The following is a 23,060-nucleotide window of genomic DNA, read 5'->3' on the forward strand; positions in this document are numbered from 1 at the left end:
ATAATATTTTCAATATGGAAGTTTCCATGGACTCCGATGTTTCAAGAGGTAATTCTGCATATATACTAATAACATTTTGTCCCTTCTGTGGGAAAAAGCTTATGAACACCATATGAATATTAAGTTGTATAGGAGGATAAAAATGACTGCGAAAAATTGGACCTCTGGTAACACACTTCCTACATATTCAATGGAGATCATTAATTAGCAATACACCATGCAGTTGGTACTTTTCAACCAGGTATCTAAGATCTTCTGGATTAGACTCATTATGAACATTGGATGTTCAAATGGTGTTTATTTCCCAATAAAAGCATATAGACCAATTAGTAATGCAATTATCTATGGAGAGTTCTTCAATTGTAGGTGTCGTTCGTTATGGATAAATTAAAGTAACTGTTACATATAGAGGGTGAATTTATTGAAATTAGTTAATAGTGAAGAAAGAACATTAAGTGAAATTGAAGAGAAACTTAACTCTTTGTCGAAACAAACTAAAATGTATGTGAATAATTCAAAATCAGTAAACACTAGAAAGTCTTATACATTTGATTGGACCCATTTCACAAACTGGTGCATGTTATATCAGTTACCTTATTTACCAACTGATGATGAAACATATGCCCTATATCTAACGAGTCTTGTATATGATGGATTCAAAACCAGTACTATCAAACGAAGAATGAGTTCAATAACAGAAGCTCACAGAATGGCGGGGCATCCAACACCGAAAACAACCTACATCAAAATGGTCTGGGATGGAATCCGAAGGACTCAAGGTATTGAAGAGATAGGGAAGCAGCCAATCTTAATTGATGTGCTTCATTTAATGTTTGAACACTTGAACGACAATATAGCGGGTATACGCGATAGAGCACTATTACTGATTGGATTTGCGGGTGCTTTTAGAAGAAGTGAATTAGTAAGTATTGATGTGGATGACGTCTCCATTACGAGAGAAGGCCTTGTAATACGGTTGAAGAAGTCAAAGACAGACCAAGAGGGTGCAGGCGAAAAGATCGGGATTCCTTATGGTACCAAGGAGGGTACATGTCCGGTTCGTGCATATTTAGGCTGGATAGAAAATTCGGGAATCAAAACAGGTCCAGTATTTAGAGCGATTAATAGGCATAGCCAGATTTCAGATAAACGCTTAACTGATAGATCTGTTGCTTTAATCGTTAAACGCTATATCGATGCAGCGGGCCTTGATGAATCTGAATATGCTGGTCATAGTCTTCGATCTGGATTTGCAACTTCAGCTGCAATGGCAGGAAAAAGTGAACGATCGATCATGAGTCAAACACGACATCGTTCTGAAAAAATGGTAAGGAGATATATTAAATTGGGAACTATATTTGATGAAAATGCTGCTAGTGATATAGGGCTTTAGAGAAGTCTTTTAAGATACGTCCGATCTATGTTAGACGAGCTAAATAAAAGCTCGAGATCGTGATCGAGAAAGTACACAGGTGATCAGGTCGGATCGTAAACGAGACCTAAATTATTTAAATATATACTATGAAGATAGAGGTGAAACTTTTGAGTATAGTACCACGCGAGTTCAAATATACGAAAAATTCCAAACTTAAATCGTTACACGAGTTAATTGAGCAGATATATTCCACTAGAAATATCAATCTATTGGAGGATCAAATAAGTGGCCAATTTAACTTGTATGAGAGAGATTATTTATGTCTATATCACTACTATGAGAAATCCTACACTCTTAATGAAATTGGAAGTAGATTTGGAATTTCCTCAAATCAAGTACGTGGCGTACTTGAAAAAATTCATGATAAATTATCTTTTATGATATTAGATGAAGATAATAAATTAGATCACGAGAGAGCAAATAGATTGTTTACCATTAGGAAAATGAAACGGTATTCACCTTCCTATGTTGAAGAACATACGTCAATTCCACCAATAACACTGCATCAATTAGAAAAAGGCGTTCCCGTTGACGATGAAAAATTAAATGACTTGGCCCTGTTTTACGGTGTATCTCTTGATTGGATAAAAGGAACATCACATCATTCTGAATTTAAATCTGGTGAGGACCAGCAACTATTGAGAATCTTAGAATACGTGAGTAAGGACTTACTACATGTTATTTCGAACATCAGTAAAGAAGATCAAATGATTCTAAAAGATGTTGCGAGTAGAATGAAGAGTTTTGAAAATAAAACGATTTTGGATGTTAATACTCGAGAAAAGGTAGTTGATGACAAAACATCTAAAGCGATTCAACTCGAAGAATTGGATCTTTCAGTACGTGCTTATAATGCATTGAAACGTCGCGGAGTGAACACGTTATCTGATCTAGCCTCATTAACAGAGCTTGAGTTATTAAATATACGAAACCTGGGAAGAGCCAGTATCGTAGAAATTCAAACAATAGTGAAAGAGTATAGTGCCAAACTCGTAGAATAATCACCAGTATATAGTCGAATTGTTAACTATCTCACAACTTCTTTTAATAGACTATTTACTTTTTTATTCTTTATGTTATGATTTGTTCATAACTTATATTTTTATTTCCTTTTCACTTAGTGGAGACAAGCGTCAGACCACTCATTCTAAAACTACCAATAATGCACCCTGTGTGATTAATCATGTCCTTTGACGTGAATAACTCTACGAGGTGCTTTTTATATATTTTTATTAATTACGCTTTACCTTAGCGGCTAATGATTTCAATTCATTGGATGTTAAGGTCAGGCGTATTTTTTTGTCTGAATACAACCCAAACCCAAATTCCAAGGAGGAAAAAAACATGTCTAAACTACAAATTGAGAAAGCTATCTACCTAGTGGAGCAACGCAAAAAAATGAAGAATTACACTGTAATTGGTAAACTCATCTTAAGATAATATATGTTCCTAAAACTTCATAATGAAGCTTTTGTTTCGTAGGATACCCCTTCACAAAGTGTAAGGGGTATTTTTCTTTAGATGGACAAATAAGTATTACCGTCTTATAAGGATAAATACACTTGATCAGAGTGGCTAATACATATATTTGGCATTGTGATCAGGTGTATTCAATTTTTCCTGAAACCTGAAGAAAATTATAGGAGGATGATGAAATTATGAAACAATCAAATGATGTTAAAACGGTGACACTTTTAGTTCAATTGATAGTGCAAGCCACTGGAGAAACTAAAGAGGAACTGTTATCAAATGCAGAGAAAGCGTTTATTGAGAAACTGAATACAGAGAAATTTCCAACGTACAAATATTCTGTTATTGATGGTGTTGCTATTCCAACTAATGAATTAAAATGTGGATTAATTGTTTTCGTGCCTGATTATAATAAATCCGGTGTTGTCTATGCTGTAAACCCTAAAACATCAACTGTAAAATTCAAAAATGGGGTAACATTAAGTGTAACACATGGAGGATTAACTCAATCAGATGAAACAATTGAAGATATTTTTCTTTCAAGACCTGATTATATAAAGGATGACAACAATAATTGGGATGGTTATATGGGTTACTTTTTTAATGATGACCAATATATAGCTGTTATTTTGGGTAAAGAGAAAAAAGGTAAAACAAAAGCTCATCGAATGGATAAGATAGGATTTTATTTTAATCTAGATGAAGCTAGTTTAAAAAGAGTGTATGATAAAATTCCAGTGACAAAATAACATTAATAATGAATTTTATTTCTACATAATTAGCGCTTAATGTAGTTAACATGTCTTTAGGCATGAATTACTCTTTAGGTGCTAATTTTATTTTAATTACGCTTGACCTAAGTGGCTAATGATTTCATTGGGTACTTAGGTCAGGCGTTATTTTTTTTGCCTGTACAACCCAATATTAATTAATCCAAGGAGGATGAAAAAATGTTTAAAGAATTGGAAGCTAAAGAAATGTCATTAATTAAATCTATGTTTTGTGAGGCACTCGAGGAAAAATCAGATTCTAATGTCGTTAAAGAAATTTTCTCGCAATATCCAACTGTGATTCAACTTATGAATGTCAGTGTAGAAGAACTATCCTCAATCAGAGGCATCAAGGAAAACAAAGCGCGCCAAATTATTGCTCTACTGAACCTAAGTAAGCAATTGAATACCAAGATAAAAGCCGTTCCCTATCTTGTTGAATCAGCAAAGACAGTTGCTGATCTAATGTTACCTAGGTTGAGGTATAAGCAGCAGGAACATTTTATTTCAATTTTCCTAAACTCAAAGAATCTTATCATCGGAGAGCCTCAAATTATTTCAATAGGAACACAAAGTTCATGTCATGCCAATCCAAGAGATGTATTTAATAGGGCATTAAAATGTTTCGCAGCTCAAATCATTCTTTGCCATAACCATCCAAGCGGGGTGTTAACTCCATCTGAAGAGGACATCATAGTGACCGAAAGAATGGTAGATGCTGGCAAGTTGATGGGGATACCAGTAATAGACCATATTATAATAACTGACCATGACTATCTCAGTTTGAATGATTACGACAAAGAGAATGGAAATAAAATATTTAAAAAGAACTGTGAAGTTGAAAAAGAATTTGAGATCTGTGAACAACCAAAAAGCTACGCACGATATGAAGAACAAACAGATACAATACGGAAAGTTCCCGAAAATTATTGTTTAATAGCTTTTGATAAAGAAAACGAACCTATTTTTGATGTGGATGGTGCGACAGAACCTTATCGACACCTACTACGTTCCGCTTGGGATCAATGTGAATTAAATTTCGATTCGAAAGAAGAACTCGCAAAATCAGTAAGCAATATCTTAAGTTGGAGATCGTAATTTTAATCAATTACCTAAAAACTAATTATCGGAGGTTCAAAATAATGAATATGTTCGAGGTAGGATATTATTATAAATCACAATATGGAATGCAATGGAACGATGATCAAGTAACAGAGCTTGAACTTGATAAATTAAAGAATAGGATTACCAAAAGTGATAATTATCAAGGATTCCGGATTATTAAAGAACTTGGTGAACACGATACAACGTGGCTTGATACCTGGTATAACATTGGGATGTCCAATCCATGGATTAGTTGTTCATTTGATCCAATATTCCAGAAAGACATGTTGACTGAATGTAAGACTATCGATTTTTTAATTAAGCAACTTGAACATGGAAATTGGTGTCTTGGTCAAGGTTTCTACTATAAGGACCTTTGTTTTATCAACCAAGTTGATGGTGGCGATGAATTCTTAACGATATTAAGAGATATTCCTTTCGAATCGATATCTTGTAGACAAATAATTCGTACAAATGGAACGGAATACCTCAAACGAATGATTAATGCCTACTTAGTCGCTTCAGTTGAAGAGTTAAATTCTTTAGACTATTATCGTGAGAAGATTGCGAATTTCTCAGTTAATACGAAAAGAATTACGGAGACTGAACTAAATATGTTGGTGAATATTGGCCATTCTTTAGAGTTTGGTGATCTAAGGTACATGAATGGTGGCATCAAGATATATGTTCGCCATTTATATCATGATGGTGAAATCGAACCATACGCTAACGAGACAACTGTTACAAGAGCTAATAAAGAGTCGGGAATTGAAGAAAAAATCGATCAGTATCACGTTAATATATTTGTTCCCTTTCTAAGAGAGAAGGAAGCTACCTATGCTAATTAAAGTCCAGTAGAGTAATCTACTATTGGACAGCATAACTTGGAGTTCAACAATACGATATTTTGATGACTTGAACGACACGTGGGAAATATCTTGTTAAGAGATCAAAAATACAATAAATAAATATTGAAAAAGGGATAATGATGATTATTTCCTATTTTTATTAAACAATATCCGGAGGTATTATTCGTATGAATATCACATTAAATAAAGTTGTTATTGACGCGACGTCGTTAGTAGAATTTAAAGATGCTCTAAAGGGTTTAAATGCTGATCGTGATTGTTTGTATGTTGAATCCGTTCCGATGGATCTAGAGGGCAAAGAATTCGTATATGGTGGAAAAACATTCGTTATTACTGGTGCTGATGTTGAGAATCATGAAGAACCTCTTCTTTCTGCAATTCTTAAGGGATTTGAATCATTCGATTTGGACGTGGAGGAAGAACCCATTGCTTCAGGTTATAAAACAACGGATGAAGCTGCTAATGATTTCCCAAGCCAGTTTCTAAGTTATACCGATTGGAGCTTTTCTAATGGACGAATGATCGCGGTGAATGTTCCTGGATTAAAATATGGTGAACTCATCGGTTTTTATTGGATCCCACTAAGTGGGATCATGGATGATCTCCAATAGTCAATATAAATGCAAAGGTCCTATCAGTATAAGATTTTTTTAATGGCTTGATAGATTGAGATTTTATAAACTACAAACGAATAAGGACATGCGAGTCTTGGATCCGCAGAACTTGAAACACTACTTATTTCATAAGTTATTGAATTGGCAATCTAATAAATATAATAATACATTGGAGGAATGAAAATGACAGATATATTAAAGTCAGACAAAAAAGAGGTTTTAGAATTAAACTATATTGGTACTGATTATTGGGGGTGTCCTGTCTACTAAGACCAGTACGAAATGTTATGGAAAGACATTGAGTTAGGAGATATGGAAACGCCGACTTTGTGTTCCGTGAGTGGGAACGATTTTGATGGTGAACCGGACAGCCTTATCCGAAAAGAATTTGTCATTGCAACACCTTTTGTTAAGAATCCCAAAAGGTTTGAATACATGATGTTAAGCAGGCTAAAGAGCGATTGCGACACCCATTTAAACATTGAATGTGCCCGTCGAATAGTTGAAAGCGAAAGGAAGAGCACAATCGAGACCATGAAAGACCTTTGGAATGGCTTTAAGGACGACGAAAAACCCGAATGGCTGACATGGGAACAGATTCTAGACTATGAGAAAAGAATGAACATTTAAACCGTGCATAACAGAATCAATCAGTAACAATAAAGACACCCGCTTCTTGGATTCTCAGGAGCGGGTGTCTTTTTATACATGTACATTAAGGTTTAAGTTTATGAAAAAAAGAAAGAAGCCAGTACTCTGACTACCGTAGTTGTTGTCTACTTATAACCCAAGTACCTTCTTTATGTCATCAAATGGAAATGGTACCGGTGAATTCATCTTTCTCATATATTCGAATAGATCATGAAGTTCCTTACGACCTTCAGGCGTTGTAGACGCTTCAATAGGAGTCTTTCCTTTTAAAGCAGGTATTTTAAGGTTCACCCAATCACGATAGTAGTCAGACAAATGAGTGTTTACTTGTTTATTAATTGATTCATTCAAATCAAGTTCGATATGGCTTGAACATTCAATGTCATTAGACTTTGATTGAAGTGGGATGGATGAAGGTATAGTAGGTAGAGTAGAAGGGATCTTAAGTGTAATAATTTTCTTATCAACATTCTCTGAAATTTGAACCAGCTTCGAATTATCAGAATAGAGAGCAAAAAAGCACATGGTATGTGTCAGAATTGTACTAAACTGATGAATCATCTCAAAATCCTTTCCATTGTCTGGAATTGACTCTAGCATAGCGCCTTCAGTACTCAGTGTAGACCGTTGGTTGTTAATGTACCATTGTGTATGAAAACGTCGATCGATATAGATTTCAGTCTTAATACGATGTTCCTCTTCTTTGAAATATATGTGCAAGTTGGAACCAATACCAGTTTCGCTGATATCTACTAGGATTGTTCCCTCTTGAATGGGAAGTTGTGAAATCCCTATAGGGCGTTTCAAGCTCTTGGACCAACGGCCCAAACCATCGATCGTCTTATCTTCTAAAATAATCGTAGTGTAACTGTCTAAATTCATTAACAAACCTCCCAAAAAAGTATATTAATTTTGTTGTTCTTATTATCCACAAACATTTTATATATGGATTTTAATTTATTCTACTAGATTAGTCCAGAAAATACTTATCGGAATAAACGTGCAATTCAGATCTAGATATAACTTATATAAACAAACAGACCTGTTTTCGGCAGGTCTATTTGTTTGTTGATACATAAGTTGAGTTTAAGCCAGCCAATACTTTAGGTACCTCAAGAAGAGATTAAGGAAGAATCGTTTTATGCTTATCAGACGTGAATAAACTTTCGTCGGATTCGATGCTCTCTTCAATAGATGGTGATTCATAATCGTTTACATCTGGAGTATACAAAGTGAGTTCAATAATGGATTCAACGAGACGAATACAAGAGAAGAGAAACAAGAATAGTAAACTTACGTATGAGTAAAACGAGTTTTCAGTTAATATAGATATTCCTATTCCTCCAAATAGAAATATATACTTTAGGAGAGCCGTTATATCCAGTATCTTTATTCCACATATTAAAATTCCTAATAGATATGCTTGTTCACCTGAGATGAAGGAGATAGAACAGAAGACTATCGCGACAGTTACTAAGGTCATATCTAAGAGATAATCTTTTAAAAGCACCTTTTTTAAACAATACAAACTCATTAGATTAATTAGCACCAGCACAAGTAATAAGACACCAAGCGATGTATTAAGCATAACCTACACACTCCTTTTTAAGAATTGATCGATAAATATAATGTCCTAGAGCACGTGATTAATCGTGATGGACATTATTTTTTAATAAAAAACAATAGAAAAGGAACCGCAACTAGACCTTGAGGGCCTAATCGTGGTTCTTCCACTTATGAGTATTCTATTGTCAATATATTAGCATAAGAGTTGTTATATTAGTAGAGTGTCTTCTGACAGTATACTGCACACAACGAAAGAAATAATACTCCTAATCTCATCCCTAACAATCATAAAAGTACCACTCATGGTGTAACAAAAAAATATAAGTTGAAGGTTAGAGTTGTTACAGGTGAAGACTTAGGTAATATACATTATGGGTTTGTAGGGCGGTATATCTACATAGTGCCTATACTTAAAACTGCAGTAGGTGCTTATCAGATTTATTCTGCTGCAGCTCAATCGGGATGGTGGTCCAGTTGCTTTGATGACCCGAATGACCAAGCATTTATTTAATAGGGAATAGAATTATATTACTGAATCTAATAATTTCGGCAAGAGATTTACAAAGGTAAATGTCGTATTTATATTATGAAGTTCACTTGCGGGTTATATTGGTTTGAACTATAATAATCACATCAATAAAATACTTCGGAAAACTGGAAGGACCAGAACCTCAAGAGAGGATTCTGGTCCTTTTTTTGTTTTTAATAATGGGGAGATAAATATGTATCAGAGACAACTGAAAAAGAGAATTATGATTGTGGCTTCGGTGATTCCAGTACTTTGTTTTATTTTCCTTATTAGTACTACATTTGTTGGCGATGAAGAGAAGGAAGAACCCGCTCTACTTGAAAACAGAGTTGAGGTATTAGCAGATAATCATAATATCAACATTATTACTAACGCTCTAACTGTTGGTGATGTGTTAAGTGATCTACAGATATACATTGGGGAAGATGATTTGGTTGATCCACTTCCTTCTACAAGATTAGTATCTGATGTTCAAATCAGAGTTACCAGGGTTTCACAAGGATCTAAAACAGTTTTCGAAGAAATCCCATACAAATCTGTTGAGTACTATGATGGGGACTTATTAGAGGGACAGAAACAAATAGTTCAAGAAGGTAAAAATGGGCAGGTAAAAGTTACAGTCGCGTCAATGATGTTCGATGGATTAATTGCAAAAGAGGATACTTCTGGACGAACGATCACGTATCCATATATTCCACAGGTTATAGCCATCGGAACTAAGAAACTGGAGCCGTTAGTTATTCCCGAAAAGGACCTAGTAAGCATACCAAATGGATCTACCGTATCGGATGTTTCGAAAATAAAGATAGTCACGATAGAAGAGAAGCCGGTGAAATTTAAGTTTTCATTAGATCATGTAGAGTTAACTGCTTACACGGCAGGATTTGAATCAACAGGAAAATCTATAGGGGATGAAGCATTTGGTATTACTTTTTCAGGATCTCATGTTACTGAGGGCCAAACCATTGCGGTTGATCCTGCAGTTATACCACTTGGATGGTGGGTATATATTGAAGGAATTGGTTACCGAAAAGCAGAGGATACCGGTAGTGCTATAAAAGGCAATAAAATTGATATTTATATGGAAGATCTGACACTAGCACGAAAGTTTGGACGTAAATACGAACAGAAAGCTTATGTTATCGGACCTAAAAAATTTGAGTAAAATTTGTTCTAACTATAATTAGTTCAAGAAACTTGGAGGTTTTTATATGCGAAAGTGGATTAATTTATTTAAGAAAAAAGTTGACCCAATTATTCTATCTAAAGAGGGACATGAAATTATTAAGAATAAACAACTCCTTACTGATCAAGTGTATGGTGTTATTTTTGGGTGCTGCGTTGGTGACGCTTTAGGCGTGCCCGTAGAATTTCGAAGCAGAAATTCACTATTACGTAACCCAGTTAAAGGAATGCGTAGTTTTGGTACATGGGATCAGCCTGCAGGAACGTGGTCTGATGACAGCTCGATGATGCTTTGTACTGTTGAGAGTTTGATAGAAGATTATAATCTATCTAGAATGGCAAACAAGTTCATTGAATGGTATCAGAACGGGTTGTGGACTCCCTATGGTGAGGTGTTCGATATTGGCAGTACTACCCAGATGGCGTTGGATCAACTGATCTTTAATAACAATGAGAATCCTTCGAAGTTCGGTTTAACTGACGAATATAGTAATGGAAATGGATCCTTAATGAGAATATTACCACTAATCTTCATCGTTTCTAAATTATCATTTTACGATCGAGCTACGATCGTTTCGGAAGTTTCTTCTATAACGCATGCACATAGAAGGTCACAAATAGCTTGTATTATTTTAGTTGAGATGGGTTGTTATCTTCTTAAAGGATTCACTCCTTCAGAAAGTTATGATATGACTCGATTGTCCATTCAGAAACATTTGGGTGGGGAGCTTGAAACGCTTATGTTTTCTCTCATATATAACGATATTCGGGATAAGAGTATTGAATCAATTCACTCAGGAGGTTATGTAATAGAAACTCTTGAAGCAGCCTTCTGGTGTTTATTGAGAAATGATGACTATAGTAGTGTCGTATTAGAAGCGGTAAATCTCGGTGAGGATGCGGATACAACTGCATCTGTAGCTGGAAGTTTAGCTGGTCTTGCATATGGATACAGTAATATACCTGATGAGTGGTTGAATCAAATTGCAAAGAGAAATGAGATTGAGGAACTTGCTTCAATATTTATGAATAGCATTAAATAGTGCGGATTATGGAAATAGAAATTTTTAAAGTAAGGAGTGATTTGAACTATGAAAGCTGTGGAGTCATTTGAATTATTTACACTGGGTAGTAGTTTGATACGTTGGTGTCGTACTTTCTTATTCGAAATTTCTCTGCTTAAAAATGGGATTACTGTTTTATGACAGTGATACATGTATACCGTTCGAATAAGACTTGTGATAATATAGGATTATATATTATACATTAAATCTTATTCAGTTCTTGGACATGCGTCGGAAAGAGCTTTTATTTATGAAATAGCACTTACACTAGTGCCTAATTATTAAACGCAATCATTGCGCTTAAAATAGGCCTAAGTGTGAGTGCTATTTTTTCGTCAAATGACTCCTATAGGAATTGTGAAAAGAATTTTCGTGATAATAATGACTCATTGGAGGCGCTGTTAATGCAATGTAATTACTGTTTTTGGTGAACTAGATTATACCTTGGTAGTGGTTTTATATGAAGACGATTGAGCCATAAAATATGAGATAAGGAGATGTTAAATCTATGAATGAATTAGAATTGTTACTTTTAAAAATGTGGTCTGATTTTGGCATTAAGGAAATCTATAAGTACAAGAATAGAATTAAGGTATTTAAGAGGGAAGGTTTAGTTAGCTATGAACTGTTCTATGACTTGACCTATCGTATGTTTATTGATGTAGAGGATATTGCAAATCATAGAGAGGCATATCCCGAAAATTACAAGGTAAGTGTCGAAAGATTAATTGAAGATAGAAGCTTAGTATAATCCGCAGTGCGAAAAACAAGTAACACTTAAGGAACATGAAGCGACAAAATAAAGAGGAGAAAAAACAATGAATAAAACACAAGAATTGATTAAAACGCATGACTATGACATATGGTTGAAAACAGAAAATAGTGGCGAGAGGACTCCTGACCATGATTTAGAAGAAGCAGGACTATGTATACTTTGTTGTCTTGCAAATGACAATGAAACGCTTTCTATATGTAAAAAATGCGAGAAAATTGTATTTGAATAGTACACATCACGAAGATTAAGTGAATTAATGACACATTATACGAAGGAAGGACTGATAAATATTGAAAAGGCAGAAAATTGATAAAATCATTAACTCTCTCACAGAAAAAGAAAAACAGGTATTAATCGAAGCTGTATCTCCAATTTATTTCGAAGACAGCTCTGATTACATCAAAGCACTATGGGATATTGTCAATGTACTAATCGGTGACAAGATCAACATTGACGATGTAGATGCGAAGGAGTGGCTTTACGCTCTACAACCACAACTTTACGAGAATGTGTAATGTCGCATCACGAAGATTATGTCGAATGAGACACATAACAATGTTTAGTTCGAAGATAAAATAATGGATAAGGTAATTACTGTCTATTGTTAATCTGAAGTATTGGAAGAGGGAATTTAAATGAGATACGATAAGATAACTGCTGTTAAATTACTAAGCCTTATAAAAGATGCAGTGACAGATATACATCCAAAGTCGCCAGATAAGATTACAACCGACGTAATGCAATCGATTAAATCTTTTGATCCGGAACTACATGAATCAATAAACAATATGTTGTCGCAATTAGTAACAGTTGATGATGAAATGTAGTACACAAACTAAAAGAAAAGGGAAAATTAAGAAATAAACTCTTTGTCAAAGAATATCGTATAAGCCTGTTCACCGATTTATCAAATTTCAAATATCCATTCGGAGTAAAAGGTCGATTCCTATCGGCCTTTTTACTATTTTTAGGGAGGATCAATAAATGTTTTTTATTGGATCAGTATAAATGAGTTCAACTCTGGATTGAGGGTAGAATTATGAGAGAAATGATAATTGACAACTTTGCTGGTGGTGGTGGTGCAAGTGTAGGTATTGAGCTAGCAATTGGTCACCCTGTAGATATAGCTATTAACCATGATCCCGCAGCGATTGCTATGCATCGAGCAAATCATCCAGAGACAGAACACCATTGCGAATCAGTATGGGACATCGCCCCGTGTGATATTACGAAGGGTCGTTCAGTGGGTCTTGTATGGCTAAGCCCAGACTGTAAGCACTTTTCCAAAGCTAAAGGCAATAAGCCAGTGGAGAAGCATATACGTGGTCTTGCTTGGGTAGCTATACGATGGGCAGCAACAGTTAAACCAAGAGTAATCATTTTAGAAAACGTGGAAGAGTTTAAGTCTTGGGGACCATTGATGAAAGATGGCTACCCAGATGAAGAGCAAAAAGGAAGAACATTTAACTCCTTCATAAATGCTCTCAAGCGACAGGGTTACAAAGTCGAGTGGAAAGAACTACGAGCATGTGATTTCGGAGCACCCACTATACGCAAAAGATTCTTCTTAGTGGCACGATGTGATGGAAAATCGATTGTATGGCCAGTTCCAACACATGGTGACCCAAAGAGTGATGCAGTTAAGTTTGGTGCATTAAAACCTTGGAAAATGGTTTCTGAAAATATTGATTGGTTGATACCAAGTGTTAGCGTATTTGAGCGAAAGAAAGAATTAACTGCTAAGACGCAGCGCAGGATCGCACGAGGGATTAAAAAGTTTGTGAAAGATCACCCAGATCCGTTCATCCTACGTTTTGGTATGATTGGATCCGGTAATGGAAAACTGAAAAAATCGATGACGGCAATCACTAATAATATTGAACCCTTATCTAATTTTTCAATTGCTTACTCACCAAATAGACGCGTTATAGTCTCCGCATTTATCGCTCAACATTATGGAACCTCAATTGGCCATGAATTAGAAAGACCATTGAATACAATCACCGCGGTCAACAAAGCAAGTTTAGTTACCGTATTCCTAGTAAAACATGATGGAAGTCAAAGAAATGGAACTGAGATGAGTTTCATGGACCCTCTTACCGGAGTAACCAGAGAGAGTCATAGCGAACAGGTAACAGATTTGTTATTCAACTTTTGTGGTTCAACAGAAAAGAAAGAAATGAATGACCGATTACTTTCCATCTTATCAAGAGACAGTCTAAACCTAGTCACAATCAACGGAGTCGTATACCAGATAGTCGATATAGGGATGAGAATGCTAAAACCACATGAATTATTCGCAGCCCAAGGATTTCCTACCAATTACATTATCAATATTGATGCTGAAGGCAAAAAATATCCTATAACAGAACAGAATGCCAGGTGTGGAAACTCAGTACCACCTCCATTTGCAGAAGCATTGGTTCGAGCAAATTTACCTGAGTTATGTACAGGATCAGGGAATGCACTAACATTTAATAAATACGAAGAATCATTTGGTCAGTTGGAATTATCAATCTAAGTTGTATTCTGAAATAAATATAAGAACTCATAGGAGAGATACACATGATAGAGAACCAAGGCACGATAGAGTATGCATTCAATGAAGGTCTGATACAAATGACTCTGTTCGATTTTGGAGTAAATAATAATGACACACATGAGGGCAAGGAAGCAGAAAAAATAGAAATTGTACTGCTAGGTGGAAGTGGGTTCGCAAGAGGGAAAAGTCGTATTTTTGATTTTGGAATAACTAATCCAACCACTCAACAATTTTCAGATATGTTGAAAGCAGAATATGGAACTGGTGGACGATATTCAATTGGTTCAGAGGTACATGAGGAGAATTACGATAGCAGTGGAATTCAGTTCAAATGGTTGGACGATGCTGGTAGGATTGAGACAAAGATATCTTGGAGAAAGGCAGCTATCGTAATTACACAGTTGATAAAACAAGGAAGGTACAAGGGGAATGATGTATAACTACGATTGTGTTGTTAAAAAAGCTTAATAATAAAGGGGTCAAATACATCCCGAGACAAAAACCGAGCCTTAGAAGAGATTCTAGAGGATCGGTTTTTTACTTTTCTCGGGTCTTCTAATATTATATATTATTTCTTCCTGCAACAGTTTTTATCATATTAATGGTTTCATTTACTCCATCTTTGTCACCAATGGCTCGACCAAAATAATTAAGAGAATAAACCAAACGCTCATATTGTTGATCAGATAATGTGATTTTGAAATTATGCCTTGGAAGATCAATTATAGGATCGATTCCTTTTTCTATGTACTTATTTGGCGATAGAGGAACATATCCCTCTAGAGAGGTCTCTATGTCTCCGTAAGAAGCTAATAATGTAAGATGAGTGTCCAGTTTGGGATTAATAAAATAAAGGCAATAAGGGCAAACGTCAAACATTGATGTGATCCAGTCTCTTACCGGTTTGATCTCATAAAGTTGCTCTGCAGTATCTTCATAACCTTCGAACATTAGGATACTACTTTGATATGCAAGAACACCATATGATGAAAGGTTATCCAATGCATCTCGTATGCCAGTCATTGATTGTTGATCAATGACTGGCTTTTTGATGGTGATTAAATTAATATGAGTCAATATTTCACCTGTTTTCATAGTATTTAGATTGTATATAATTATGTAAAGTGCATTTTTTTCTTACGTTCAGAGTAAAACAGAAAAAAGGAAATGATAAATTTTGGAATAGAAAGGATTAGTCCATACAGTATGCAGACAACGATGGAAAATGCGAACACTAGTGGTTGAAACAAAAATACGATTTGCGATTCAAACCCATCTAATCTATCATATCCAAATTTCCATGCGTGGTATATTGAAATACCGAGATATCCTCCAATAAGTGTAATGTCTAACCTTTCAAATGTAGGGAATTGCGTGAAAAGGTCAGTACCAAACAATATAAGTCCAATCGTACATGCGATAATATTCCGAAAAAATTGATTCATTTGAAAAACACCTTCAATCTAATGTATTTTATTTAATTATACTAAATGTTGAATAAATACTAAATTTTTGGGGGATGCTATTTTAGTTGTTTAGAAACATGATTTTGGGCACTAAGGTTGTGGATGTGGCGGTATCCCGTATCTTGGTTTAGATCATTCGTGTAATCTACATGATATTCGCAGTAACCATCACATTCAAATGCAGTTTGGAAGATTCATAAATAGCATATTAAAATGAACAGGAAGAAGCGGATAAATGTCCCGCTTCTTTTTTTATATTAACTCTAATAAGTATAACAATTAGAATATGGATGACTGCAAATCTTCTATGTGATTACTTTGAAACACGTTTCATTTTTAAACCAGCGGTCATCACTCATTAAACGTGTGACTTCTCCTCCTTCAAACTCGATGACTATGATCGGTGTTAAAGTTGCATTTGTGTTTATACCATTCATGGTAATTGGTCCAGTAACATAAAACGATATAACATCTCCGTTTATGACCGATTTATTAAACTGCCTGTGATGTTGCAGCGTATTTCTCCATTACGAGGTTTCCCACTCCAGGTATAAGTTCCAGCAAGTCCGGGCATCATTTCAATTATAGATATGTCGATGAGTTTTTCACGAGATTCTTTTTTTCCACTCCATAATTGTTGTTTGATTGCATTGCCTTTATTGGTTCTCTTGTCGAGCATGAAAAATGGTCCCCCTTTGTAGATAATTCTGTCCGGTAAAACCTTGATATCATGTGGGAGAGTTAACTACATTGTCGGGAGGGGATCACTTTTTATCTATTTACTTAAAAACAAAGGAACGGTATAATTAATTTAATTGCATACTAGAAACGAGGAAGCACCTCGCACATAGGCTCACGCCTGTGTACGAGGTGCTTTTTTTGTTTTGACTACCAAAGTGGGATGCAATACATAATGTTAGTTCTTTGAAAACTTTATAGTATGTTTCACATAGTGAAAGGGTTGAGGGATTCGAATTCAGTTCAATCTACTTCTACTTTGATAAAGTAGAAGTTATAAGAGTTTAGAGGAAGCTCTTGTTATAGTAATGAGCCAAACAGAATCGCCTCGGATTAAACTCGAATTTTGGAGAAAGGCTTATCGGCAATCCATATTAGAGTATATAAAAAAAGTGTGATGTCATGGGCGGAAGCTTATACCGTTCATGAACTCCTATACCCAAATTTGATAAATCAGGGCAATACAGGCGGTTAATTTAACTTTATATGTATTTCATCAGCTGTATTACTCTATTATAAATCAACAAGAAAGGGAGATTTTTATGTTTAAGAGATGGAAAAACGTACTGATTAAGCTATTAGTCGTAGTAATGTTGATCCCGATGCTACCAGCAATGACAAGTATGGAGGTAGAAGCAGCATCGAATTATTACTATGATAAGTACGCTGTAGTAGATCCTTCTTCGGTTTATAAGATGACTGGACCAGGTATCTCGGGGGACCTCTATATAATCCCGAATTCGAGTAAAGTTTACTATGGTAGCTATTATGGAGGACCTAGTGAGGATGCTAATTACGATGAAAGATCTGGGTGGTATTCCAGTGATGGTAGTTGGTCATCAAGTAATTACTTCATTGCTGAAGCATCCGGAGGTGTCATCAGGTTGCATCTCGGTTTACTGGGAATCCCCAGTGATATGAACGTTAGGTTCACTAGTTTAAACTTGGCGGACGCTTATCATATTAGAAAAAGTACATCGCAAGATAACTACGGAAAAGTGAGAACAGATTATGTTAGAACAGGATTAACAGCTATACCACCAGCACCTAAGACTAGGGGTGCATTAATACAAGCTAACGTTGTTGCTAATAATACATACCCTACTGATGGGGTACACACCGATGGCTTTTGGTATGTTCGAAAGGGGATAGTTAATAGCGCACCATCCTTCACCATTAACACCTCAGGAAATCAGACACTATACAATGATGGTGGAATCTTTACTATATCAGGCACAGTTACCGATCCTGATAATGATGTTGTGACAGTGTACGCAATAATAGGTGGGGTGAATAAGTCAATAACGATTTCAAATACAGCCACCATACAACCATGGACGTTAACATGGTCGGGAACAGAAGTACCTGTTGGTGTGTATCCTACGCCACTTATAACCGTAAGTGATGGAATATTGAGTACAACGACTAATTACAGTGGGTCGCTCACTGTAATACAACAAGTCTATTATTACTGGAACAAGTTTACTAATAACGGGGGAACTAAGGGAACTTTAGTACAGGCAGACATAAGAGCCGCACAAAACACTTACCCTATTAATGGATTGCATACAGACGGATATTGGTATTTGAGAATAGGTGCAATACCAAACAACGTACCTACAATAGCAGTCACCCAATCCGGAAACAGAACAATCAACTTAAAAACAGGTTCTGATACGTTTACGATGACAGGCACCGTAGTCGATGCGGATAACGAAGCTGTTTCTATATCCGCAACAATAGGCGGGGTAACAAAACAATTAGCGGTTTCGAACACCGTTACAGGTAAACCTTGGACACTATCATGGACTACATCTGATTTCATCACTAGTCAGGGTAACTTTTCGAATCCGATTATAACCGTAGATGATGGACGTGGGGGGGGAGCAACAACGACCTACACAGGTACTTTAACGGTAGTTAAGACAGCTTTGTTCTACTGGGATAAGTATAACGTGTCGAGTACTGCTGTATACAAAGAAGGACCTTGGGTATCAATGGGCTATTACGAGAATTCTGGTAAGAGTTCAGGTTATGACTCATATTCCTATAATACCGCAACTGGCTTATTTACTAGAACTGGGAGTTTCGTAGATATAGAGTTTAGGGATATTTACTGGTATAACTCATCCCAAGATGGCATCTTGTATAAAGAGGTGTTCCACTCAATATACGGACAGAGGCACGGATTCAATACCACTAGATATAGTAAAACAAGCATACCAGAAACATTTCAGATTAAAGGCACGCTCTTGCAAGCTAACATCCTAGACCTAGACGGGACTTACCCTAATGATGGTATACACTCAGACGGGTTTTGGTATGTCAAGAAAGCAACCAACAACATGTTCCCAGTACCAACAGTCGTAAGCACTCCTGTAACGGTAAACGCAACAGGAACAACCGTAACAGTGACTGGTTCTGTAACCGATGCGGATAATGACACCTTAACCGTGTCAGCGACCTTGGGCGGGGTAACAAAAACAACAACCGTAGCAAGCCCATCTACAGCCAAACCGTACACCTTAACATGGACTGTAGCTGAAATACCTGATGGAGCATACGGTAACTTTACTATCACAGCAAAGGATGGCAAAGGCGGTATAGGTACTACAACGTACTTATCTACTATAACGGTAGACAAAACACCACCAACTGCACCAACAGTAACAGCGTCCGAGACAGAATGGACTAAGAACACCGTGACCGTCACCGTGATATCAGGAACAGACGCATTAACAGGTGTCCCACATACCGAGTACAGATTGAACGGTGGACTTTGGACAACATACACGTTTCCGTTCTTCATAACAGATGACGGTGTAACTGTAGTAGATGCACGAACAATTGATAACGCAGGAAATATAAATAGCGAACCTATATCTACAACAACAGTGAAAGTAGATAAAACACCACCGAATGCGGGAGGTACGTCTGTAACACCGGGTACTTGGGGTCGAGAGGCAACGGTAACCATAAACCCGGGATCAGATAACCAGTCAGGATTAGCGAGCACTGAGTACCGTATAGGTTCAGGAACTTGGTTATCCTACACAGCCCCTATCGTAATCTCAACAGAGGGTACAATAACTATAGGATCTAGAGCAACGGATAACGTAGGTTGGGTTACTCAAGGTTACGATACGTATGCATATGTCGATAAGACCGCACCTACTATAGAGTTTTCGCAAACATCTCGACCTTGGTCTGATGGAGGGGTAGACGTAACAATTAGTTACTCAGACGCACTATCAGGCATAGATATAAATAATCGATTGTATAAAGTAACAAACAGTTCTGTAACCCCAACAAACTGGGACTCAGCCACAGGAGATACGGAAAATATCCAAATTACAGCTGAAGGCATCTGGTATATTCATGCCAAGGCTCTAGACAAAGCAAGTAATACAACTGAGGTAATAACAGGGGAATTGCAAATCCAAAACCAACCCGATCCAACTCCGTTAGCCCTTGTAACTGCAGATGAAACATCTGCAACACTAGAGTGGGATCTTCCAATTGGAGGAACATACACTGACGGTTATGTGTACAACGTCCAAAACTTAACAACAGGTCAATCTTGGAGTATACCTTACCCAACTAATACCCATACAGACACTACAATAACAGGCGGTAAGACGTACAGTTATGAAGTAAGTGTCAAGAACCATGTAGGTATTAGTGTTAGCAGTAATAAGGTAAATGCACTAACCTTACCAGAAGCACCCTCTTCTGCAGATATCAAAGTAGAGAAGGATGGTAGACAAGCAGATCGTGCACTTGTAACTTTTACGGGTGTACCTTCAGCAACGACATACCGAATTACTGTAAAGGACAATACAACGCAACAAGAAGTATATAACCAAACCGTTACGGGCTCGGTATATCAACCGATTTCCAATTTAGAACCAGGATCCGTTTATACGATAGGGGTATCCGCTATTAATGACAATGGAGAAGGTCGAGCAAGTTATGCAGGGTACCTATCCCTACCTGATTCACCTACTGGTTTCACAGATGTGCAAATTGGTGAGACAAGTATTGATTTAAGATGGAACACGGTAACAACAGCAACGTATTACGAATTAGAACGTGATGAAAGATTGGCCTATGGAGGTAACTTAAACGCATTCACAGATAACTTTCTTACTGGTGGAACGATATACAATTACCGTGTATCTGCAGAGAACCTAACAGGATACGGAGATTACTCGTATCTTAATAACATTTGGACTTTACCATCGCAAGTAGCCGTATTCGAAATTGAAAATGCAACAACAAACAGTGTAACCGTGTCTTGGCGTAATGTTACGGGGGCTGAAGGGTATACCGTGATGAAAGACGGTTTACAAGAAGCCGTTCTCCCATCCAATGATACAACGTACAAAGCATACAATCTCTTACCTGGCGAAACGTATGTATTTACGGTCATACCAACAAATCGCAGCGGTTCAGGGCAGAGTAAGTCTCTAGTAAGCACAACCTTACCGGAAGCGTTAGATAGTACAACGATCACGGTAACCGACATTACAGAGACTAGTGCAACCATTCGTTTCGATTCCGTTCATGGTGCAACGAAGTACAAAGTGACTGTAAACGGGGTAGAGTACGATATCTCAAACACGGAACTGATTCTGAATGGTCTAACTGGTGCAGAAGTCTATACCTACGAAGTATCCGCAGGAACCTTAACGGGATACGGAGAAAGCGTTACCGGGTCATTCGTAACCCTTCCTTATTCACCAAATGGGGTGAAGCTGGATGAAGTACATTCTGATTCATTTACCGTTAGTTGGTATGTAGTACCGAATACGACCGAATACATCATCACCGATGCTAACGGATCAGTATTAGGGACTGTAACAGGTACTAACTATACAGTAGACAACCTATTGCCGGGAGATACGACAACAATCTACATCTCTGCTAGCAACGTAAACGGAGAAGGTGCCAAAACTTCGTATACGCAACAAACCTTACCATCTAGCGTTGGTGGTCAAGATACAAAAGAGCCAACTGTGACGGAAGACACTGTAGAAATCACTTGGGATATCGTTCCCGGTGCAGATGAGTATGACATCATCGACAAAGACGGGAATCGTATAGATTCAACAAACGATAACAATATCATTATTGGCGGTATTGGGTCCGGTAAGGATACGGAAGGTTGGATTGTTCTTCCTAAGAACCCTGCGGGGTCAGCGGAAGAGGGATACCGAGTACCGCCGTTCGTGACTTTACCGAGCGATGACTACACCATAACGATCTCTGCAGATAAGAATAAGGAACTGACTGTTACCCTTGACACTGTACTCAAGAATGAAATATTCGTTATTGAACAGGACGGAAAAGAGATCTACCGCGGACAAGATCCAACGGTAGTCATTACTGGATTAGAAGATAACAAAGAATACACATTCGATGTATGGACGGAAAATAGTAAAGGGGATAAATCAGAGCCACAAACGCTCATAGGTAAAACACTCCCCGCACCTAAAGTGCCTGATACTGGGGGTAACGGAGCGGGAAGTACAGATGGTTCAGGGACGGGTACTGTAATACCGGCTAAAGAATCGACTCTTAAACCCGATGACACTGTAGATACCGGAAACAACGGAAACAACGGAAACGACGTAAATCACTTCGATGATGTAAGTGCTAACTCTTTCGCTAGGGAAGCAATCAACTACCTCTCCGAAAAGGATATCATCAAAGGTGTAACTGACAAAATGTATGAGCCGAACCGTGCAATTACACGGATGGAGTTCGCAGCACTTCTCGTAAGAGCAACCGAGGCACCAACAGACAGTGCATTAGAAATAACGTACAAGGATATAAATAAAAAAAGTTGGTATATGACAGAGTTAAATGCAGCAATCGCTAATAATATAGCAATTGGGTTCAGTAAAACTGAATTTGCACCATTGCATAACATAAATCGAGAACAAACAGCTAAGATGCTAGCAAACGTTTTGGTTACAAAATACGGGATGAAAGAAGGTATGGGACTTAACAAATTTAATGACAGCTTGGATGTTGCAGGGTGGGCGAACGATTCAGTGCTCGTGCTGGCTTCTAACGGAATAATCAAAGGTTACCCAGATGGTTCATTCAGACCCAAACTAAACCTAACTAGAGCTGAGAGTGCAGAACTGATCTACCATATGCTACAAAATAAATAATAAATGATTATGATTGGCCGCAATAGCGAAATGCTACTGCGGTCTTTTCATTGCAAAACGTATAATCATTTAAAAACATCTTGATTCCGTTTATAGGAGT

The 23,060-nt window shown here is 37.0% G+C and carries 21 protein-coding genes; 16 read left to right on the plus strand and 5 right to left on the minus strand.

The window, feature by feature from the left end:
• Positions 1–421 precede the first annotated feature (421 nt).
• The 7 genes from AC1TO9_RS15290 (at position 422) to AC1TO9_RS15320 (ending at position 6,892) form a co-directional block, all read left to right on the plus strand.
• Positions 422–1,393 (plus strand): site-specific integrase, encoded by a 972-nt coding sequence (locus AC1TO9_RS15290; protein WP_482059725.1) that lies wholly within the window; start codon positions 422–424, stop codon positions 1,391–1,393.
• A gap of 251 nt (positions 1,394–1,644) precedes the next feature.
• Positions 1,645–2,436: a helix-turn-helix domain-containing protein gene (locus AC1TO9_RS15295; protein ID WP_482059726.1), complete on the plus strand. Its 792-nt coding sequence runs from the start codon at positions 1,645–1,647 to the stop codon at positions 2,434–2,436.
• A gap of 657 nt (positions 2,437–3,093) precedes the next feature.
• A complete protein-coding gene (locus AC1TO9_RS15300) occupies positions 3,094–3,654 on the plus strand; it encodes a hypothetical protein (RefSeq protein WP_482059727.1) in 561 nt (186 codons plus the stop codon).
• A 201-nt stretch (positions 3,655–3,855) separates the two neighbouring features.
• Positions 3,856–4,773, plus strand: a complete 918-nt coding sequence (locus AC1TO9_RS15305) for a JAB domain-containing protein (protein ID WP_482059728.1) — start codon at positions 3,856–3,858, stop codon at positions 4,771–4,773.
• A gap of 44 nt (positions 4,774–4,817) precedes the next feature.
• The gene (locus AC1TO9_RS15310) at positions 4,818–5,627 is read left to right on the plus strand and encodes a hypothetical protein (RefSeq protein ID WP_482059729.1); all 810 of its coding nucleotides are present in this window, start codon (positions 4,818–4,820) and stop codon (positions 5,625–5,627) included.
• A gap of 188 nt (positions 5,628–5,815) precedes the next feature.
• Positions 5,816–6,259 carry a hypothetical protein gene (locus AC1TO9_RS15315; RefSeq protein WP_482059730.1) on the plus strand — a complete coding sequence of 148 codons (444 nt, stop codon included), beginning with the start codon at positions 5,816–5,818 and terminating at the stop codon, positions 6,257–6,259.
• Between the two features lie 339 nt (positions 6,260–6,598).
• A complete protein-coding gene (locus AC1TO9_RS15320; RefSeq protein ID WP_482059731.1) occupies positions 6,599–6,892 on the plus strand; it encodes an LPD11 domain-containing protein in 294 nt (97 codons plus the stop codon).
• A 150-nt stretch (positions 6,893–7,042) separates the two neighbouring features.
• Here AC1TO9_RS15320 and AC1TO9_RS15325 read toward each other — a convergent pair whose 3' ends face one another.
• Both AC1TO9_RS15325 and AC1TO9_RS15330 read right to left on the minus strand, forming a co-directional pair.
• Positions 7,043–7,795 carry a hypothetical protein gene (locus AC1TO9_RS15325; RefSeq protein ID WP_482059732.1) on the minus strand — a complete coding sequence of 251 codons (753 nt, stop codon included), beginning with the start codon at positions 7,793–7,795 and terminating at the stop codon, positions 7,043–7,045.
• A 241-nt stretch (positions 7,796–8,036) separates the two neighbouring features.
• Complete coding sequence (locus AC1TO9_RS15330) at positions 8,037–8,501, minus strand: hypothetical protein (protein ID WP_482059733.1); 465 nt, start codon at positions 8,499–8,501, stop codon at positions 8,037–8,039.
• Positions 8,502–9,093: 592 nt separating this feature from the next.
• Here AC1TO9_RS15330 and AC1TO9_RS15335 point away from each other — a divergent pair.
• The 8 genes from AC1TO9_RS15335 to AC1TO9_RS15370 all read left to right on the plus strand — a co-directional run bounded on the left by AC1TO9_RS15335 (position 9,094) and on the right by AC1TO9_RS15370 (position 15,014).
• Entirely contained in the window at positions 9,094–10,173 is a 1,080-nt protein-coding gene (locus AC1TO9_RS15335) for a 3D domain-containing protein (RefSeq protein ID WP_482059734.1), read from the plus strand.
• A 46-nt stretch (positions 10,174–10,219) separates the two neighbouring features.
• Positions 10,220–11,236, plus strand: a complete 1,017-nt coding sequence (locus tag AC1TO9_RS15340; protein WP_482059735.1) for an ADP-ribosylglycohydrolase family protein — start codon at positions 10,220–10,222, stop codon at positions 11,234–11,236.
• A 529-nt stretch (positions 11,237–11,765) separates the two neighbouring features.
• A complete protein-coding gene (locus tag AC1TO9_RS15345; protein WP_482059736.1) occupies positions 11,766–12,008 on the plus strand; it encodes a hypothetical protein in 243 nt (80 codons plus the stop codon).
• A 67-nt stretch (positions 12,009–12,075) separates the two neighbouring features.
• Positions 12,076–12,261 carry a hypothetical protein gene (locus AC1TO9_RS15350; RefSeq protein WP_482059737.1) on the plus strand — a complete coding sequence of 62 codons (186 nt, stop codon included), beginning with the start codon at positions 12,076–12,078 and terminating at the stop codon, positions 12,259–12,261.
• Between the two features lie 61 nt (positions 12,262–12,322).
• A complete protein-coding gene (locus AC1TO9_RS15355) occupies positions 12,323–12,547 on the plus strand; it encodes a hypothetical protein (RefSeq protein ID WP_482059738.1) in 225 nt (74 codons plus the stop codon).
• 120 nt (positions 12,548–12,667) lie between these two features.
• The gene (locus AC1TO9_RS15360; RefSeq protein WP_482059739.1) at positions 12,668–12,859 is read left to right on the plus strand and encodes a hypothetical protein; all 192 of its coding nucleotides are present in this window, start codon (positions 12,668–12,670) and stop codon (positions 12,857–12,859) included.
• Between the two features lie 212 nt (positions 12,860–13,071).
• The gene (locus AC1TO9_RS15365) at positions 13,072–14,553 is read left to right on the plus strand and encodes a DNA cytosine methyltransferase (RefSeq protein WP_482059740.1); all 1,482 of its coding nucleotides are present in this window, start codon (positions 13,072–13,074) and stop codon (positions 14,551–14,553) included.
• Between the two features lie 44 nt (positions 14,554–14,597).
• Entirely contained in the window at positions 14,598–15,014 is a 417-nt protein-coding gene (locus AC1TO9_RS15370) for a hypothetical protein (RefSeq protein ID WP_482059741.1), read from the plus strand.
• A gap of 121 nt (positions 15,015–15,135) precedes the next feature.
• On the opposite strand, the gene AC1TO9_RS15375 is transcribed toward AC1TO9_RS15370, so the two are convergent.
• The 3 genes from AC1TO9_RS15375 to AC1TO9_RS15385 form a co-directional block, all read right to left on the minus strand.
• Positions 15,136–15,669, minus strand: coding sequence for a hypothetical protein (locus AC1TO9_RS15375; RefSeq protein WP_482059742.1), 534 nt, complete (start codon positions 15,667–15,669; stop codon positions 15,136–15,138).
• Between the two features lie 20 nt (positions 15,670–15,689).
• Positions 15,690–16,019 (minus strand): hypothetical protein, encoded by a 330-nt coding sequence (locus tag AC1TO9_RS15380; protein ID WP_482059743.1) that lies wholly within the window; start codon positions 16,017–16,019, stop codon positions 15,690–15,692.
• A 499-nt stretch (positions 16,020–16,518) separates the two neighbouring features.
• Entirely contained in the window at positions 16,519–16,719 is a 201-nt protein-coding gene (locus tag AC1TO9_RS15385) for a hypothetical protein (protein ID WP_482059744.1), read from the minus strand.
• A gap of 601 nt (positions 16,720–17,320) precedes the next feature.
• Between AC1TO9_RS15385 and AC1TO9_RS15390 the strand changes: the two genes are divergently transcribed.
• On the plus strand, positions 17,321–22,960 hold the full coding sequence (locus AC1TO9_RS15390; protein WP_482059745.1) for an S-layer homology domain-containing protein: 5,640 nt from the start codon (positions 17,321–17,323) through the stop codon (positions 22,958–22,960).
• Positions 22,961–23,060 lie beyond the last annotated feature (100 nt).

It is taken from the genome of Paenibacillus sp. Y916 (genome assembly GCF_056786435.1).